Annotated in this window: 4 protein-coding genes; 1 reads left to right on the top strand and 3 read right to left on the bottom strand. The window is 65.5% G+C overall.

The window, feature by feature from the left end; translation table 11 throughout:
• Positions 1 to 46: 46 nt before the first annotated feature.
• The 3 genes from CDN38_RS08195 to CDN38_RS08205 form a co-directional block, all read right to left on the bottom strand.
• A complete protein-coding gene (locus tag CDN38_RS08195; protein ID WP_180276305.1) occupies positions 47 to 7,756 on the bottom strand; it encodes a type I polyketide synthase in 7,710 nt (2,569 codons plus the stop codon).
• Positions 7,757 to 7,765: 9 nt separating this feature from the next.
• Entirely contained in the window at positions 7,766 to 16,315 is an 8,550-nt protein-coding gene (locus CDN38_RS08200; RefSeq protein ID WP_099318894.1) for a type I polyketide synthase, read from the bottom strand.
• A gap of 306 nt (positions 16,316 to 16,621) precedes the next feature.
• Positions 16,622 to 18,061 carry an FAD-dependent oxidoreductase gene (locus CDN38_RS08205; protein WP_075510983.1) on the bottom strand — a complete coding sequence of 480 codons (1,440 nt, stop codon included), beginning with the start codon at positions 18,059 to 18,061 and terminating at the stop codon, positions 16,622 to 16,624.
• A gap of 209 nt (positions 18,062 to 18,270) precedes the next feature.
• Between CDN38_RS08205 and CDN38_RS08210 the strand changes: the two genes are divergently transcribed.
• Complete coding sequence (locus CDN38_RS08210; RefSeq protein WP_075510982.1) at positions 18,271 to 18,663, top strand: DUF732 domain-containing protein; 393 nt, start codon at positions 18,271 to 18,273, stop codon at positions 18,661 to 18,663.
• The last annotated feature ends 5 nt before the right edge of the window (positions 18,664 to 18,668 follow it).

The following is an 18,668-nucleotide window of genomic DNA, read 5'->3' on the forward strand; positions in this document are numbered from 1 at the left end:
CCCCAACCGATCCACGATGGTTAGCCACGCTCATGAAAGGTCGAGGCTAGCAATCGATGTCTGCATTCAGATCGAACTCGGCAAACGTACGCGAAACAATCTCCCGCAGTTCATCTTTGGTATTCGAGCGCCCGACAATATACGCAGAAATTAGGATACGCATCTGCCCGCGACTCCGCCCCGAACCCAGAAGCAGTCGTCCGCCCGTGCCCTCGAGTTCATTTTGCGTGACATCACGCTCAACCAGTCTCATGTGCGTCGCGTCGGCATCGGTTCCGTCGGGCCGGTTCGCGGCCGGGGGCAGGTCACCGACATTGGAGCAAGTGACCGGAAGGCTGGGACCACCCGCTGCCATCCCGACGAGTCTCCTGGCCACCCACTTTGGTGTCATCGCTGCCAGTGGGAGCGGTGCCAAGAACTCGCTCTCGGTATCGTCCATCGCTTCGAGGACTGCTCGGGTGATCTTGTCGTGCATTTCCCTGAGGTCCGTAGCCGCGTGCTCTGGGTCGACCGGGACGTCAACGGCCGTCAGCGCATTGCCACGGGTGTCACCTTCGGTCCGAAGTGACACCACAAAGCGTAGGGTGACTGTTCCGTCGTCCTGAACACGCCCAACCCGCACCGCAAGTCTGCAGGCAACCCCCGCCACAAGCGAGTTACTGTTCGCACCAAGTCTTTTAGCACACAAATTCCATTCCGTCAGGTCTATGCATGCAGTTACGGCAGGTACCTCTACTAGCTGGTTGCCGCCAGTCGTCCGCGGAGAAGGCGGTGCCGCTTTGATCGATGACCGGAACTCCTCGCGATCGCGCCGGAGCCTTCGAACCACGCAACCCAAAGAGTGCATTACGTCGGGCAGTTCCTTGACGGTTTGCCGGAGATCCTCACGCAATGCCTGCGTGAGGGGCCGCGATCCTGCGGGCTGATAACCCAGATCATGCGTCCTGCCCTCGACCGCATCGACGACCGCCTGACCGAAAGCGATCGCGTCGACGACCGCATGCGAAGCCACCAGACTTACCGCGGTCCCGCCGTCCTCGAGCGGAAGCACCCCGAGATGCCAGCCCGGGCCCCACTCCGGATCAACGGGTAGGCGCGCCCGCTCGTCGGCCCATGCGCCCACATCGGCGCGCCGCCGCGGTGTTGCTTCGAAATCAATCTCCGCCGACGTCGGAGACAAGACCCAGTAATCACGCGCGAACGGTAATGGAGACCGTTCGATCCTGCGTCCTAACAATCCACGTCCGAGATTACGGTAAAAACGTCGCAACCCATTGACATCGACGGCACGGTCGTAAATCCACGTCACCTGGATCAGCGAGACGTGGCCTGCTCGCGTCCCGAGAAACGCAGCTTGATCAAGATATGCGAGCCGATTGTCCACCGGCTCGGCGCCACGCGCGCCGACCGGAGCCGGCGCATCGGCACGCGCAGCGGTGACACCTAGCAGGTCGGCCAGGTGGGCGGCGAGCATGGCAGGGCTGGGGTGGTCGAAGATGGTGGTGGCCGGCAACGCTAGTCCGGTTTGGGCCGACAGGGCGTTGCGCAGTTCTAGCGCACTGAGCGAGTCGATCCCAAGGTCTTTGAAGGACTGCTCAGGATCCATAGCTGCCGGGTCCGGGTGGGCCAATACAGCTGCGGTGGCGGTGATGACCACGTTGGCCAGGACGGTGCGTTGTTGCTCGGGGGCCATCCCGGCTAGCCGGGCACTGAGCCCCCGTGAGTCGGCTGCGGCGGCTTGACGCCGGGTGGTGATCAGCGCGGACAGGATCGGAGGCAGGCTGTTGTCACGGGCTAGCGCCGCCAGCGCCCGAGTGCTGAGCGGGGCTGGGATCAGGTTGGGGTGCTGCTGGGAAAGGGCGGCATCGAACAGGGCCAAACCCTGGCTGGTGGTGATCGGAACCATCCCGCTGCGGGTAAGGCGGGTTAGATCGCGCGTGTCGAGGTGGCCGGTCATCCCCGAGGACGTCTGCCAATACCCCCAGGCCAGACTGGTCGCCGCCGGCTGCTGGCGGGCTAGGGCGTCTAGGACGGCGTTGGCGGCCGCATAGTTAGCCTGTCCCGGCGCGCCCAGGACACCGGCTGCCGAGGAGAACAACACAAACGCGGCCAGCTCGGTGTCGGCGGTTAGCTGGTGTAGATACCAGGCACTATCGGCTTTGGCAGCTAGCACGTTGTCGAGCTGTTGTGGGGTCAGTTCGCTGGTCACCGCGTCATCAAGCACGCCGGCAGCGTGGATGACCGCGGTCAACGGGTGCTCGGCGGGAATCGAGTCAATCAGGGCTGCCAGCTCGGTCGGATTGGCACAGTCGCAGGCGCTGATCGTGACATGCGCACCCAAACTGTTCAGACGCCCGGCAAGCTCGACCGCTTCGGGCGTGCCGGAGCCGCGTCGTGAAGTCAACAACAATCGGCGCACACCGTAGCCGGTGACCATATGTTCGGCGAACAGCCCGCCGAGCGTGCCGGTGCCCCCGGTGATCAACACCGTGCCCGCCGGATCGAGCACCGCGGGCGGGGTGAGCACGATTTTCCCCGTGTGGCGGCCCTGACTCATGTCCCGGAATGCTTGGGGGGCGCGCAGCAGCCCGTAGCTTGTCACCGGCAGGGGCTGGGTCACCCCGGCATCGATCGACTCGCTCACCACGGCCCAGGTGTGACGCAGCTGTTCGGGGGTGGCCACGCTCAGGTCATAGACGTGGTAGCTGACGTGGGGATGAGTCTGTGCGACGTCGGCGGCGACCCTGATGTCGGTTTTTCCGATCTCTACAAAGCGCCCGCCCGGGGCCAGTAGCTGCAGCGATGCGTCCACAAATTCGCCACGAAGACTATTCAGCACCACGTCCATCCCGCGCCCGCCACTGGCTGCCACAAAGGTGTCATGGAAATCCAGGGTGCGGGAGGAAGCGATGTGATCCTCGGGTATGCCCAGCCCACGCAGGATGTGGTGCTTAGCGGGATGGGCGGTGGCGAACACCTCAGCACCCAGGTGCTGCGCAACGCGGATGGCGGCCTGGCCGACCCCGCCGGCACCGGAGTGGATGAGCACCCGCTCTCCCGCCGAGAGATGCGCGACATCGATCAGAGAGTTGTAGGCGGTCACATACGCGGCCGGGACCGAAGCCGCTTGCGCGTAGGACCATCCCGGCGGGACGGCCACCACGCGGCGGTGATCTGTGGTGGCGGTGGAGGAGAACGCGTTGTTGGGGAACAGCCCCATCACTGCATCCCCCGGTGCAAAATCTGTGACGTCGTCTGCTGTGTCGATGACGATCCCGGCCGCTTCCACACCAAGGCCTTCATCTCTGATCGCCGCCAACGCGACCACCACGTCACGGAAATTCAAGCCTGCAGCGCGGATCTGCACCCGGATCTGTCCCGGCTTCAGTGCTGTCGGTGCGGGGGCGGGGGCCAGGGTCAGGTCAGCCAAATCCCCGCTGCCGGTGGTGACCAGCTGCCAGTGCGGTGTTGCGGGCGGGGTCAACGCCCGCGCCGGGGTCAGCCGGGGAATGTGAGCGACACCGTCACGCAAAGCCAGCTGCGGCTCACCGCTGGTACTGGTGAAGGTAGCCAGCATGTGCAGCAGGGTGTCAGTGCTGGTGGCGGCGTGGTCGGTATCGACCAAACGGATGCGGCCGGGATACTCGTTTTGGGTGCTATGGATCAGCCCCCACACCGCGGCCTGCGCCAGGTCCGGCGCCCGATCATAAGCGCTGATCGTCACCGCGCGACAGGTCAGAACCACCAACACCGAGTCGGTCGTGTCGGGGCGGGCCAACCAGACCTGCAGCCCGGCCAACACCCGTCGGGTCAGCACATGAATGCTCGACACGGCATCGCCGTCATTGCCACGCAGACCCGGCGGGGCCAATGACCAGATCACCACCGGCGGGCATGGCCGCACGGCATCCAAATCGGTGCGCACGGAACCGTTGCGCAGGCCAGTCGATAGGGCATCGAGATCTTCGGCAACTACCACCCACGCCGGCGGCTCGGCCACTGCGCGGGCACCGTGGTCGGTGGGCAGGGGCGGCCAGGCCAGCTCCCACAAACCCGGAACGGACGGCGCCGCTGCCGTAGGTGGTGTGAGAATCGCCGTGGGGGGCAGTGCCCGCACCACAACAGTGTCGATGCTGATTACCGGCACGCCAGCAGGATCGCTGGCGTGCAGGGCGAAGGTGTCGGTGCCGGTGCGGGTCAGCCACACCTGCAGCCGGGTGGCCGCGGTCGCATACAGCGTGACCCCGCCCAACACGAACGGAAGGCGCACCACCGCCGGCTCAGAGTCCGCCCCCATGCCGAGGGCGGCGGCTATTGGTTGCAGCGCGGCATCCAGCAAAGCTGGGTGGATCCCGTAACCGGTGATATCGGTTCCGGCGGGCAGGGCCACTTCAGCGTAGATGTGGTCGGGGTCGGCCGGCTCGTAGCTGATCCCACGTACCGAGCAAAACGGGGAATCATAGTGCAGACCGCATTCGGCCAGCTGCTGATAGAAACCCTCAACGTCGATAGCCGTTGCCGGCACCGCCGGGATGGGAGGTTCACTGGTGGGTGTTTGCTCGGGGCACAGGATTCCGCTGGCGTGCAACACCCAACCCGGCTCAGCCCGATGATCGGTGCTGGTGCGGGCATGGACGTTAAACGAGCGTCGCCCACTTCCATCGGCGCCGGCCACGCTGATCTGGACATCGGTCGGGGTGTTTTCGGCAAGCACGAGAGGGGTGTGCAACACCAACTCATCAATTACCGGACACCCGACGTAATCCCCGACGCCCAACACCACATCGACAAACCCGGTCGCGGGCAACACCACCGCCTCACCGACTCGATGGGCAGCAAGCCAACTCTGCGAACCGAGAACCAACCGACCAGTGGCTATGAATTCGTCTCGGTCCGCCATTGGGGTGATTGCCCCCAATAACGGATGCTGGGGTTGATCCAGCCCAAGACCGGCAGCGTCACCGCTCGATCGTGGGGTCAGCCAATACCGATGGTGTTGGAAGGGATACGTCGGTAGCTCGACCGGGCGGGCGAGGGGATACAGCATCGACCAGTCCGGGCTACGACCATGAACCTGCAGCCGGGCCAGGGTAATAGTCAACGCGTCTAGGTCAGGACGCTCGCGATGCAGAGTGGGAATGACTGCCGAGCCAGAACGCCCATCAGTGCCGGCCAGGGTGTCGGCGATCGCCGGGGCCAGCACCGGGTGCGGTGATACTTCCACAAACACCTGGTCAGCAGCAGCCAGCAGATGTTTGATGTTGTCGTAAAACCGGACCGGTTGACGCAAATTGGCATACCAGTAGTCGGCGGTCATGGTGGTGGTGTCCAACGGCTGGTCCGACATGACGCCGTGCACGGTGGAATACAGGGCGATCCGCCCCGGTTTCGGGGTCAGCCCGGCCAGCTCGTCAAGTAGGCGCTCACGTGCTGGTTCGACCTGACTGCAGTGTGAGGCGTAATCGACGGGGATGGATCGGATCTGGATGTTGTCGCCCTCGCAAGCCGCGACGAACCGCTCCATCGCGGCGGGGTCACCACTGACGATGGTGTGGGTGGGTCCGTTGACCGCAACTACCGTCAGCGCATCGCCATGAGGCCGCAGCCGCGCAGCCACTTCGTCAGCGGCCAGCAACACCGATGCCATCGCACCAGCCCCGGATAGATCCGCTAGGGCGCCGCTGCGCAGCGCTACGATTTTGGCGGCTTGCTCAAGGGTGAACACCCCGGCGACATAGGCGGCCGCAATCTCACCTTGGGAATGTCCGATCACCGTATCCGGTTCGATCCCGTAGCTGATCAGCGTGCGGGCCAACGACACCATGACCGCGAACAACACCGGCTGGACCACGTCGACCCGATCCAGGGAGGGGGCGCCGGGCTCACCACGAATCACGGCACGCACCGACCAGCCCGTCCAGGCACCCAAGGCCCGATCACACTCATCAAGCGCGGAAGAAAAAGCGTGGTGCCGGCTATAGAGCTCCGCGGCCATACCGGGGTACTGGGCGCCTTGGCCGGGGAACACGAACACGGTTTTTCCCGCAAACGTCGCGCGGTGGTGGTGCTGGATCAGTTGCGGGTGCGGTTGATCAGCGGCCAATGCTTCCAGTGCTGCCAACAGCTCAGCCCGGGGATCGGGGCTGCCGGCCGGCACCGTCGCGACGGCCCGGTGCGGGTGGTGTGTTCGGGTGCAGGCCAGGCTGTAGGCCACATCGGTGAGATCAAGGTCGGGGTGGGCGACCAGGTGTTGGCGGAGCCGGTCGGCCTGCGCGGGCAACGCCGCGGGGGTGCGCGCCGAAACCGGCCACAGTCGCACTACGGGCAGCCCAAGCTCACCACCATGAACGGTTGGCTCAGCCGGTTCGACCGCCGGGGCCGGGGCCTGCCGCAAAATCACATGCGCGTTGGTGCCGCTGATCCCAAACGACGACACCGCCGCGGTGCGGGGATGATCGGTGACCGGCCAGGGCACCGGCTCGGTCAGGAGGCGAACAGTGCCGGCCGACCAGTCGACGTGCGGACTGGGACGATCGACGTTGAGCGTCGGAGGCAAACTCTCATGGTTGAGAGCCTCGATCATCTTGATCATTCCGGCCACACCGGCAGCGGCCTGGGTATGACCGATGTTGGACTTGATCGATCCCAACCACAGCGGGTGCGCTGCCCCCCGCGCAGCACCGTAAGTGGCGATCAGGGCGCCGGCCTCGATCGGATCACCCAACGTGGTGCCGGTGCCATGAGCCTCCACCACATCAACCTCGTCAAGCCCGATACCGGCATTGGCCACAGCGTGGGTGATGACCCGCTGCTGAGCGGGCCCGTTGGGGGCCGTCAACCCATTAGAGGCACCATCCTGGTTGATCGCCGACCCCGCGATGACCGCCAACACCGGATGATTGTTGCGCTGGGCATCACTGAGCCGTTCCAGCACCAGCACCGCCGCCCCTTCGCCCCAGCCCGTCCCATCAGCATTGGCCGCAAACGCCTTACACCGCCCATCGGCGGCCAGCCCACGCTGCCGGGCGAACTCGGTGAACACCGTCGGTGTGGTCATCACCGTCACACCACCGGCCAGGGCCAGAGTCGACTCGCCATTGCGCAGCGACTGACACGCCAAATGCGCGGCCACCAACGACGACGAACACGCCGTGTCAACGGTGATAGCCGGACCCTGCAAACCCAACGCATACGCCACCCGCCCGGAAGCCACACTGGGCGACATCCCGGTCATGGCGTAGCCCTCCACGCCATCAGAACCGCTCCCGCCATACTGCTGAGACCACGCCCCAACGAACACCCCAGTCTCCGAACCCGCCAACCCGCCCGGATCAATTCGGCTGGTTTCCAACGCTTCCCAACACACCTCCAGCAGCAGCCGCTGCTGCGGATCCATCGTCTGGGCCTCCCGCCCCGAGATCCCAAAAAACTCGGCGTCAAACCCGCTCACATCGGACAAAAACGCCCCCGCCCGCGTGTAGGTCTTACCCACCGCATCAGGATCAGGATCGAACAAATCCCCCAGATCCCAACCACGATCGACCGGAAACTCCCCCATCGCATCGGTGCCACCGGCCACCAGATCCCACAACGCCGCCGCCGAATCCACCCCCCCAGGAAACCGACACGCCATCCCCACCACGGCGACCGGCTCATCGACACGCGCAAGCAGAGCACGATTCTGTTGCTTCAGCCGCTCGATTTGTATTAATGAATCACGAAGTGCTTCGATTATTTCGCTGTTTTCAATAGTCATTTTAAAAATCTATTCGTGGTTTGTCTTGTTGCCTCGAGCAATGTCCATAAGTTCGCTCAGGCTCATGCTTGCGATAGCCTCTGCTTTGCTGTCCGGACCTGACGATTGCATATCGTTGGCAATATTGCGGAGCATTGGTAGAATCCCTGCCTCCGTAAGCCGCTTTTCTGGAATTATCGAGATGAGACGCTGAATTTCGCTGTCCGGTACATTCCTAGTTCGGGTGACGTCATCGTTTCCGGTTAACTGTTGGCGAAGGTGTCTGGCCAGGGCCGCCGGGGTGGGGTGGTCGAAAATCAGGGTTGCCGGCAGGGTGAGGCCGGTCTGTTGGCCGAGGGCGTTGCGTAGTTCTAGGGCGGTCAGTGAGTCGATACCGAGGTCTTTGAAGGGACGGTCGGGATCGAGAGTGGCTGGGTCGGGATGAGCCAAGACGGTGGCGGTGGCGGTGGTCACCAGCGCAATGAAAGCCTGCAGTTGCTGTTCAGGAGTTTGAGTGGCTAGCCGAGCCTGAAGACTCTCGGCACTGGCCGCGCTGGCGCGCGGGCGGCTGGTGGTAAGCGCCGACAGGATCGGGGGCAGGGCGTTTTGGTGCGCTAGACGAGCCAGCACACGCGCGGGGAAGGGGCTAACGACTACGGCGGGAAGCTGCTGGGGCAGCGCGGCATCGAACAAGGCCAGGCCCCGCTCGGTGCTGATGGGGGTAAAACTGTTGCGAGTGAGGCGGGCCTGGTCGGCGGCAGTAAGGTGAGCCGTCATGCCGGTTGGGGTTTGCCAGTAGCCCCAGGCCAAGCTGGTGGCGCAGCGGTGATGCCGGTGACGCTGCTGGGCCAGCGCGTCGAGGAAGGCGTTGGCGGCCGCGTAGTTGGCCTGCCCGGGACTGCCCAGTATTCCCGCGGCAGAGGAGAACAACACAAACGCGGCCAGGTCGCGGTCGCGGGTGAGTTGGTCGAGATACCAGGCGGCATCGGCCTTGGCGGTCAAGACCGCGTCTAGTTGATCGCCGGTCATTTCGGCCACAACAGCGTCTTCAAGGACGCCGGCGGCGTGGATGACGGCGGTCAACGGATGCTGGGCGGGAATGCCCTCTAACAGCGCGGCCAGGTCGGCGGCGTCACTGGTGTCACAGGCGGTGATCGTGACCTGGGCGCCTAGCCGGGTCAGGCGCTCCTCAAGTTCAGCTGCACCGGAAGCGGCCGGGCCGCTGCGAGACACCAGCAGCAGATGCTCAATACCGTAATCGCTGATCAGATGTTCGGCGAAGGTCGCGCCCAGCATCCCGGTACCACCGGTAATCAGCACGGTGCCTGCGGGATCAAACTTCGCAGGAGGGATTAGCACGATCTTTCCGGTGTGCATTCCTTGGCTCATGTCGCGGAAGGCTTGGGGGGCGTTGAGAAGGCCATAGCTGGTGCTAGGCAGGGGCGTCAGGATGCCTGCGGCAAGCAACTCAGGTAGGGCGGTCCATGCCGGCTGGAGGGATTCCGGTGGTACGCCGGCCAGGTCCAGGGCCTGATAGTCGACTCCGGGGTGGGCGGCAACGACGTCGCGTGCCTGGCGGATATCGGTCTTGCCGAGTTCGATGAAACTACCCCCGCGCGGCAGCAGCTTCAGCGAAGCGTCGACGAAATCTCCGCTCAGGCTGTTGAGCACGACGTCCATGCCCTGCCCATCGGTGGCGTTGCGGAAGGTGTCGACGAAGTCCAGCGTGCGCGACGAGGCGATGCGCCCAGGGGCGACCCCCAGGTCGGTGAGCACGTGATGTTTGTTCGGGTGGGCGGTGGCGAAAATCTCGGCACCGAGGTGGCGCGCGATCCCGATGGCTGCCTGACCGACACCTCCAGCGGCGGCGTGGATGAGCACCCGCTGCCCAGCCGATAGCCCGGCGATCTCGACCAAGGCGATATAGGCGGTCAAATACGCCACCGGCACGGACGCGGCCTGGGTAAACGACCACCCGGCCGGAATGGGTACCACCATGCGCTCATCGGTGATCGCGGTGGGCGCGAACGCGTTCTGGGGGAACAAGCCCATCACTGCATCACCCGGGCTCAGCGATGCCACATCGGCAGCGGTTTCGATGACCACCCCGGCGGCTTCGGCGCCGAGCCCTTCATCGGCGATGGCTCCGAAAGCGACCGCCACGTCGTGGAAATCGAGCCCAGCGGCCCGGACCTGAATGCGGATCTGTCCCGGGCCCAGTGTTGCGGGAGGGCTGGTGGGGATCACGGTCAGGTGGGTTAGGTCATCTTTGCCGGTAGTGGCCAACTGCCAGTCGGGAGTATCCGGCGGGGTCAGGGCCGAGGTGCGGACCAGGCGGGGGATGCGGGCAACACCGTTGCGCAGGGCCAGCTGCGGCTCGCTGGCCGGCCGCGTCGAGGCCATAGCCAGCAGGGTGTCTTCGGTGGCGGCGGTGGTGTCGGTGTCGATCACAGTGATGCGGTGGGGATGCTCGTTTTGAGCGGTGTGTATCAGCGCCCAGACCGCAGCATGCGCCAGATCGGGGGCACGGTCATAAGCGCTGACACTGACTGCGTGACGCGTGATGATCACCAGGTGGGTGCCCAGGGCGTCGGGGCGGGCCAGCCAGTCCTGTAGTTGGGCCAAAACGTGGCGGGTCAGGGCGTGCACTCGCCGCAGCGGATCGGCCTCCCCTCCCGCCTCGTCGTCAGGTCGCGGCAGCGGCCAGATCACCAGCTCCGGGCAAGGGGTCAAGGTGGCCAGGTCGGTGTGGATCGTGCCGTTGGACATGCTGGCCGGCAGGCGCTCGGGCGAATCGGTGCATACCGCCCACGCTGGTGGTTGAACTCCAGACGACCGGGGCAGGTCGGGGGCCAACGGCCAGGTCAGCTCGAACAAGCTGTCGGACAGCCCGGCTATCGAGGTCGGCCGGCCGATCTGGTCGGAGATGGCGCGCAATGTCAACGAGCTGATCGTGATCACGGGTGCGCCGGTGGGGTCGGTGGCGCGCAGCTCAAACGTGTCGTCGCCAGTACGTGTCAGCTGGATAAGCAGCCGGGTGGCCGCCGTGGCGTACAGGGCGATCCCGTTGAATGCGTACGGAAGCCGCAGCGCCGAGTCGGCCGCACCGGTGCGGTCCAGCACGGCGGCCAGCGGGTGCAGGGCGGCGTCTAGCAGGGCGGGGTGGATTCCGTAGCCGGTGATGTCGGTGTCGGCGGGGAGTGCGACCTCGGCATAGACGATGTCGGGTCGGGCGGGGTCGGTGCCAATGCCCCGCAGCGACCGGAATGGGCCGCTATAGCGGTAACCCTGCTGGGCCAGCCCGTCGTAGAAGTCGTCCTGGTCGAGGGCCTGCGCACCCGGTGCCGGCGTGAGGGGGGCGGCGGCGACGGGCTGATCGGCGCTTAGCGCGCCGCTGGCGCGCAACGTCCAAGAGGCGGCATGCTGGCCACCGGTGCGCGAGTGCACGCTGAACGGGCGCCGCCCTTGCTGATCGGGCGGATGCACGAGAATCTGCAGATCGGTCGGCGCTTGTTCCGACAGCGTCAGGGCGGTATGCAGGACCAGCTCATCGATCAGCGGGCAGCCGGCCAACTCACCGGCGTGAAGGATCACCTCGATGAACCCCGTCGCCGGGAATACCACGGTGTCGTTGACCCGGTGGCCGACCAGCCACCCCTGGGTGCCGGGTGATAGTCGCCCGCTGACCACGACCTCATCTTGGCCGGCAAGTTCGGCGACCGCTCCCAGCAAGGGATGCTCGGCACGGTCCAGGCCAAACCCGCAAGCGTCGCCGGTCGAAGTGGGGGTCAGCCAGTGGCGGCGGTGCTCGAAGGGATAGGTGGGCAGCTCGACGGTGCGCGCGTCGGGATACAGGGCCGACCACGACGGGCTATGGCCGTGATTGTGCAGCTGGGCCAGCGCGGTAGCCAGGCTGTCTTGGTCGGGCCGATCCCGGTGCAACGTGGTGATCACCGCCGACTGGGTTCGCCCTGCAGCCTGGGCCAAGGTGTCGGTAATCGCCGGCGCCAATACCGGATGCGGGGACAGCTCCACAAACGTGCACTCACCGGCGGCCAAACGCTCGACCACACGGTCATGGAACCGGACCGGCTCACGCAGGTTGCGATACCAGTAGTCGGCGTTCATGGTGGTGGTGTCCAGAGGATCGGCCGAAAGTGCCTGTCCCACCGTGGAATACAGCGGTATGTGCGCGGGCGCCGGGGTCAGGCCGGCCAGCTCGGCCAGCAGGCGCTCACGTGCTGGTTCGACTTGCGCGGAGTGCGAGGCGTAATCAACCGCGATCTGCCGGATGTGGATCCCGTCACGATCGCAGGCTGCGGTGAACTGCTCCAGCGCGGCGGGATCGCCGCTGATGATGGTGTGTGACGGGCCGTTGACCGCGGCGATGCTCAACGCCTCACTCCAAGGCTGCAGGCGTGCGAGCAGTTGCTCGGCATCGAGCAGGACCGACGCCATACCACCGGCACCACGCAGAGCGCTCAGCGCTTGGCTGCGCAATGCCACAACTTTGGCGGCCTCAGACAAGGGAAGCACCCCGGCGATATACGCCGCGGCAATCTCTCCCTGGGAGTGACCGATCACGGCGTCGGCAACAATGCCATAGCTCCCCAACACCTCGGCCAACGAAACCATCATTGTGAACAGCACCGGCTGGACGACGTCGACTCGGTCCAGCGCCGGAGCCGCCGGGTCCTGCAGTAGGACGTCGCGCGCCGACCAGTCCGTAAATGGGCGCAGCGCGTCGTCGCAGTCGTCGACGGTGTCGGCGAAGAGGCGGTGGTTTTCGTAGAGCTCGCGACCCATCCCCGGGTACTGGGCGCCTTGGCCGGGGAACACGAACACGGTTTTTCCCGCAACCGTCGCGCGGTGGTGGTGCTGGATCAGTTGCGGGTGCGGTTGATCAGCGGCCAATGCTTCCAGTGCTGCCAACAGCTCAGCCCGGGGATCGGGGCTGCCGGCCGGCACCGTCGCGACGGCCCGGTGCGGGTGGTGTGTTCGGGTGCAGGCCAGGCTGTAGGCCACATCGGTGAGATCAAGGTCGGGGTGGGCGACCAGGTGTTGGCGGAGCCGGTCGGCCTGCGCGGGCAACGCCGCGGGGGTGCGCGCCGAAACCGGCCACAGTCGCACTACGGGCAGCCCAAGCTCACCACCATGAACGGTTGGCTCAGCCGGTTCGACCGCCGGGGCCGGGGCCTGCCGCAAAATCACATGCGCGTTGGTGCCGCTGATCCCAAACGACGACACCGCCGCGGTGCGGGGATGATCGGTGACCGGCCAGGGCACCGGCTCGGTCAGGAGGCGAACAGTGCCGGCCGACCAGTCGACGTGCGGACTGGGACGATCGACGTTGAGCGTCGGAGGCAAACTCTCATGGTTGAGAGCCTCGATCATCTTGATCATTCCGGCCACACCGGCAGCGGCCTGGGTATGACCGATGTTGGACTTGATCGATCCCAACCACAGCGGGTGCGCTGCCCCCCGCGCAGCACCGTAAGTGGCGATCAGGGCGCCGGCCTCGATCGGATCACCCAACGTGGTGCCGGTGCCATGAGCCTCCACCACATCAACCTCGTCAAGCCCGATACCGGCATTGGCCACAGCGTGGGTGATGACCCGCTGCTGAGCGGGCCCGTTGGGGGCCGTCAACCCATTAGAGGCACCATCCTGGTTGATCGCCGACCCCGCGATGACCGCCAACACCGGATGATTGTTGCGCTGGGCATCACTGAGCCGTTCCAGCACCAGCACCGCCGCCCCTTCGCCCCAGCCCGTCCCATCAGCGTTGGCCGCAAACGCCTTACACCGCCCATCGGCGGCCAGCCCACGCTGCCGGGCGAACTCGGTGAACACCGTCGGTGTGGTCATCACCGTCACACCACCGGCCAGGGCCAGAGTCGACTCGCCATTGCGCAGCGACTGACACGCCAAATGCGCGGCCACCAACGACGACGAACACGCCGTGTCAACGGTGATAGCCGGACCCTGCAAACCCAACGCATACGCCACCCGCCCGGAAGCCACACTGGGCGACATCCCGGTCATGGCGTAGCCCTCCACGCCATCAGAACCGCTCCCGCCATACTGCTGAGACCACGCCCCAACGAACACCCCAGTCTCCGAACCCGCCAACCCGCCCGGATCAATTCGGCTGGTTTCCAACGCCTCCCAACACACCTCCAGCAGCAGCCGCTGCTGCGGATCCATGGTTTGAGCCTCCCGCGCCGAGATCCCAAAAAACTCCGCGTCAAACCCGCTCACATCGGCCAGAAACGCCCCCGCCCGCGTGTAGGTCTTACCCACCGCATCAGGATCAGGATCGAACAAATCCCCCAGATCCCAACCACGATCAGCCGGAAACTCCCCCATCGCATCGACGCCACCAGCCACCAGATCCCACAACGCCGCCGCCGAATCCACCCCCCCAGGGAACCGACACGCCATCCCCACCACCGCAACCGGCTCATCTGTTTGCACCCGCGACCCGACCTGCGGACCCGCCGCGACCGATCCGCTCAGTAATCGGCCCAAGTGGGTGGCCAACTGGTGCGGGGTGGGATAGTCGAAGGCCAGGGTGGGTGCCAATGCCAGCTCGGTTTCGGTGTTGAGCCGGTCGAGCAACTCCGTAGCTTTCACCGAGTCAAACCCCAGGTCCTGAAACGGGCACTCGGGGTCGATGTCGTCCGGGCTGGGATGTCCCAACACCGTTGCCGCCTGCGAGCACACCACCCCCACCAACAGGTCATGTTGCTGCTGGCGCAGCGTGCGCAGGCGCTGGGCCCACCCTGAGTCGGCCCCGGCGCCCGCACCGGTGTCCTCGACGGCGCGCCGCTTTGGCCGGCGGAGCCGCGCGTCCAAGCGCCTGAACTCATCCTGCTGATACAGCTTGAGACAATCCCGTCGCCTGACCTTGCCGCTTGTGGTGAGGGGAATCGAATGAGGAGGCACCAAAACGAGATCCGCCACACTCAGACCGTGCGTCCTCGCTATCGCTGCGGTGATTTCCCGCCTGATGGCGGTCAACCGCTGTATCTCCGCCTCGCTGGAGTCGCCGGGCTTGAGCTCGACGATGGCGACCAGCTTCTCAGGGCCGTCATCGTCCGAAACCGCTACGGCCACGCAGCGGCCTCGGGTGATCTCCTGGATCGTCGCCTCGATGTCGTCGGGAGCGTAGTTGCGCCCGTAGACGATCAGGAGATCCTTGATCCGGCCGATGATGAACAGCTCGTCGTCGGAGAAAACGCCCAAATCTCCGGTTCTCAGCCAAGGCCCTTCGGGTGTGCCGGGCGACGGACCGACAAGCGTTGCGCCGAAGGTGCGTTCGGTCTCGTGAGGTTTCTGCCAATAGCCTGCCGCGACGTTGTCGCCATACACCCAGATCTCACCGACGGTTTCCGCCCGACACTCGGTACTGGTCTCGGGATCGACGATCCGCACCGTCGGTGACTTCGGCATGCCGTAACTGACCAGCGGTATGCCGTCTCCGCTTCCGCACCGCTTCGCGTGTCCGGCGGTCAGTTCCTCGGAGTCGAAACAGACGGTGAGCGGTGGTTGATCGGCTTCGCGGGTCGCGACGTACAGCGTGGCTTCCGCGAGCCCGTACGAGGGCCGTAACACCTCCGGGCGAAGATTGAAGCGGGCGAACCGCTCAGCGAAGCGCTGCAGCGTCGCGGGGTTTACGCGTTCGGCACCGTTGAGGATGTTACGCACGCCCCCGAGATCGAGTCCGGCTAGGTCGTCATCTGATGTTTTTCGTGTTGCCAATTCGAAAGCAATGTTCGGCCCGGCCGAAAATGCGTGACTGTTGGTAGCCAGCAATTGCATCCACCGCGCTGGTCGCTGCAAGAACGACGGCGGACTCGTCAGCACAGTTCGGAATCCCCCAAAAATCGGGAAGGCAATTCCTAGGATCAAACCCATGTCGTGAAAGAGCGGCACCCACGACACCACAGTGGTGTCCGGCGGGGCAATCCCCTCTTCGTAGTAGGCGGACATGAGTTGTTCGCAATTAACCTTAATGTTTCGGTGGGAGACCACGACGCCCGCTGGCGTGCGGGTGGACCCAGAGGTGTACTGCAAATGCGCAACGCTTGGCGGACTATCGATCTCGGGGGCGAGCGGTTGCCGAGAATCAGGGTCCAGCAAGTCAACCTCGATGAGCGATGGCGCGGACTCGCCAGGCTCCGGCTTGGCGTACTCCGCGATGTTGCCAGCGACAGCCGATGTCGTGAGAATCGCCGAAGGCGAGGCGTCGCGCAGGACGGCACTAACACGCTCATCGCTGGCTTCACCCAGCGGCATCGACAGCGGAACCGCTATCTGACCGGCCTGTAGTGCGCCCAGAAACGCAACGACGTACTCCAGTCCTTGCGGCGCCAAGATCACCGCGCGGTCACCGGTTGACCCGCAGGCTTTGAGCTCCCGTGCGACGTTCAGTGTCCGCCGATACAGCTGCGACCACGTCAGGGTTTCCGCAACGCCCGCCCAGTCCTGCTCGTAATCGACAAACGTGAACGCTGTCTCGTCGGGCCGCAGACTGGCCAGCTCCTGCAGCACAGCGGGAATCGAGTACTCACGCACGGCTAAACGATAGGGGACGATAGACAGTCCGTCAGGCGAACCATGGGGAACTGTATTCAAATCTGGCGACCGGCGAGCGCCGTCGGACAAGAGGCTGGTTTCGACATTCGCGACCGGCAACGTCGACGGCAACTCCAGCTACCACGGCCTGCCCATCGGGGGCATGATGCGTCAAGTCAAGGTGCCCGCGAACGCTGGAACCCGTGCATCGGAGGCCGGAGTGCCACAGTCCGGTGAGCTACCCAGCGAAGCGATGCCGTCGAACACAGCGTCGAACACAACAGGCTGAACGTAGCGGGCTACCCGTTAGAAGTTGAGACCCGAGTACATCAACCGGTTCGGGTCGTAGCGTTGCCGGATCTCGGTGAGCCGCGACAGGTTTGGCCCGAAGTATCGCGACGGCGCGGTGTTGGGTTCCAAGTAATTGACGTACGCGCCGACCGAGAACTGTTGCACCGCTTGATGTGCGGTGCTCAGCCACTTGTTGGCGGCGGCGACTTGCCCGCTGTTGGGCGTCTCGACGTACCACTGCGCGACGGCGGACTGCCGGCGCCACGGAAAGGCCGAGCCGGCCGGATCGATGTCGCCGACCGCGCCACTGAGCGTGTCCACGATCACCGACGCCCGCCCGGAGGCCGGCGGCCACTTCCCCAGCGCCGCGACAATCGCCTGTGCCGCAGCCGAATTCACCGTGCCGATGACGTCGGATCCGGCCACGAAGGCGCGTGGTGAACTCGTAGAGCTGCCGCCGGCCAGGTACATCACCAGGTCCATATGACTCAGCGTCTTGTGCTCGACCCCGGTGGGCTGCACACCCACCGCGGATTTGATCGCATCGGCCACGCCGGGACCCGACCCCGCCGGGCACGTCGCCAGCACATGGCAATTGGCCTGCGACCCGCCGACCGACATGTCGACCAGACCCCAGGTGTTGCGGTCGGCTGCCGCCAGCCAGGTCTGCCAGCCGCTCAGCACCCGGGCCGCCGACGACGGGGTGAAGTCGACGCGCACCACGTCGGAGTCGGCGGTCGGGAAGGTCGCAAACGTCATCGAGGTCGTCACCCCGAAGTTGCCACCCCCGCCGCCCCGCAGCGCCCAGAACAGGTCGGGGTGATCATCGGCGGACGCGGTGACCGTTTGCCCGCTGGGCAACACCACCGTCGCTGACGTGAGCGCATCACAGGTCAGGCCGGCGTGGCGGGAATCGGCGCCCATTCCACCGCCGAGTGTCAGGCCGCCCACGCCGACGGTCGGGCAGCTGCCGGTGGGAATCGCGCGGCCGGCGCCAGCCAGCGCCTGCTGCGCCGCATACAGCTCGGTCCCGGCCGGCATCGTGACGTTTCCAGTGGCACTGTCGAAATTCACGCCGCCGGTCAGGCCGCGTAGATCGATCACCATGGCGCCGGCCACGGCCGACGCGCCAATGTAGGAATGCCCACCGCCGCGCGGAGCGATCTTGAGCTTGTTGGCGGCCGCGAACGCGACGGCCTTCTCGACGTCGGCCTGCGAGGTGACCGTGACCACCGCCGCCGGGTTCGAGCCATTGTAGAGCGAGTTGAATATCTGCTTGCCGGCGGCAAACGAGCCGCCATCCGGCAGCAGCACCCGGCCACCGATCGAGGAAGCCAGACCTGCCCAACCGCTGCCGGGATCCGCGCCGGCACGCAGCGGCCCGAACAGTGCTGATGTCGCCAACGCTCCCACCGCGCCGCGAAGGAACGTTTGCCGAGAGATCATGGGCGGCATTGTCAGCCGGCGCGGCCGCGAACCCGGCCGCGGCGCGACGTGTCGCGCCGCAGTGTGACCCGATCGTGTCGTTAGGCACGTGCCGACAGTCGACGGCAAACCTTTACGCGGCCGTGTTCGAAACGTGACAGCCATGCACCAAGGTTCGTTGAAGTCGCATGAGTGTATCCGGATGGCCCGGTGCGCTCCGAAATGAATGGGGAGCAGACATGAAAGCCTGGCGTCATCAGCCACTCACCATCCGCCTGCTGGCGGGGTCCGCGGTGCTGTTCACCGCGGCCGCGGCATTTGCGGCGCCGGCTCAGGCCGGGCCGATCGACGACGCCTTCATCGGCGCGCTCAGCCAGGCCGGCGTCAACTACGGCGACGCCGGGAACGCCGTGGCTTTGGGCCAGTCCGTGTGCTCGACACTGTCCCGGCCGGGCGGGTCGTTCAACTCGGCGGCAGCGACCGTCGTCGCCGCGGGCACCGGCATGCCCAAGCCGATGGCGCAAATTTTCACCAGCATCGCCATTTCGACGTATTGCCCGCAGGCGATGACGGACATGGCAACCGGCAACCTGCCGGGTTTGCCCCAGATACCGGGGATGCCCGCGTTCTAGCTAGG

The organism is Mycobacterium ostraviense, from assembly GCF_002705925.1.
In the GTDB taxonomy this organism is placed as follows: Bacteria; Actinomycetota; Actinomycetes; order Mycobacteriales; family Mycobacteriaceae; genus Mycobacterium; species Mycobacterium ostraviense.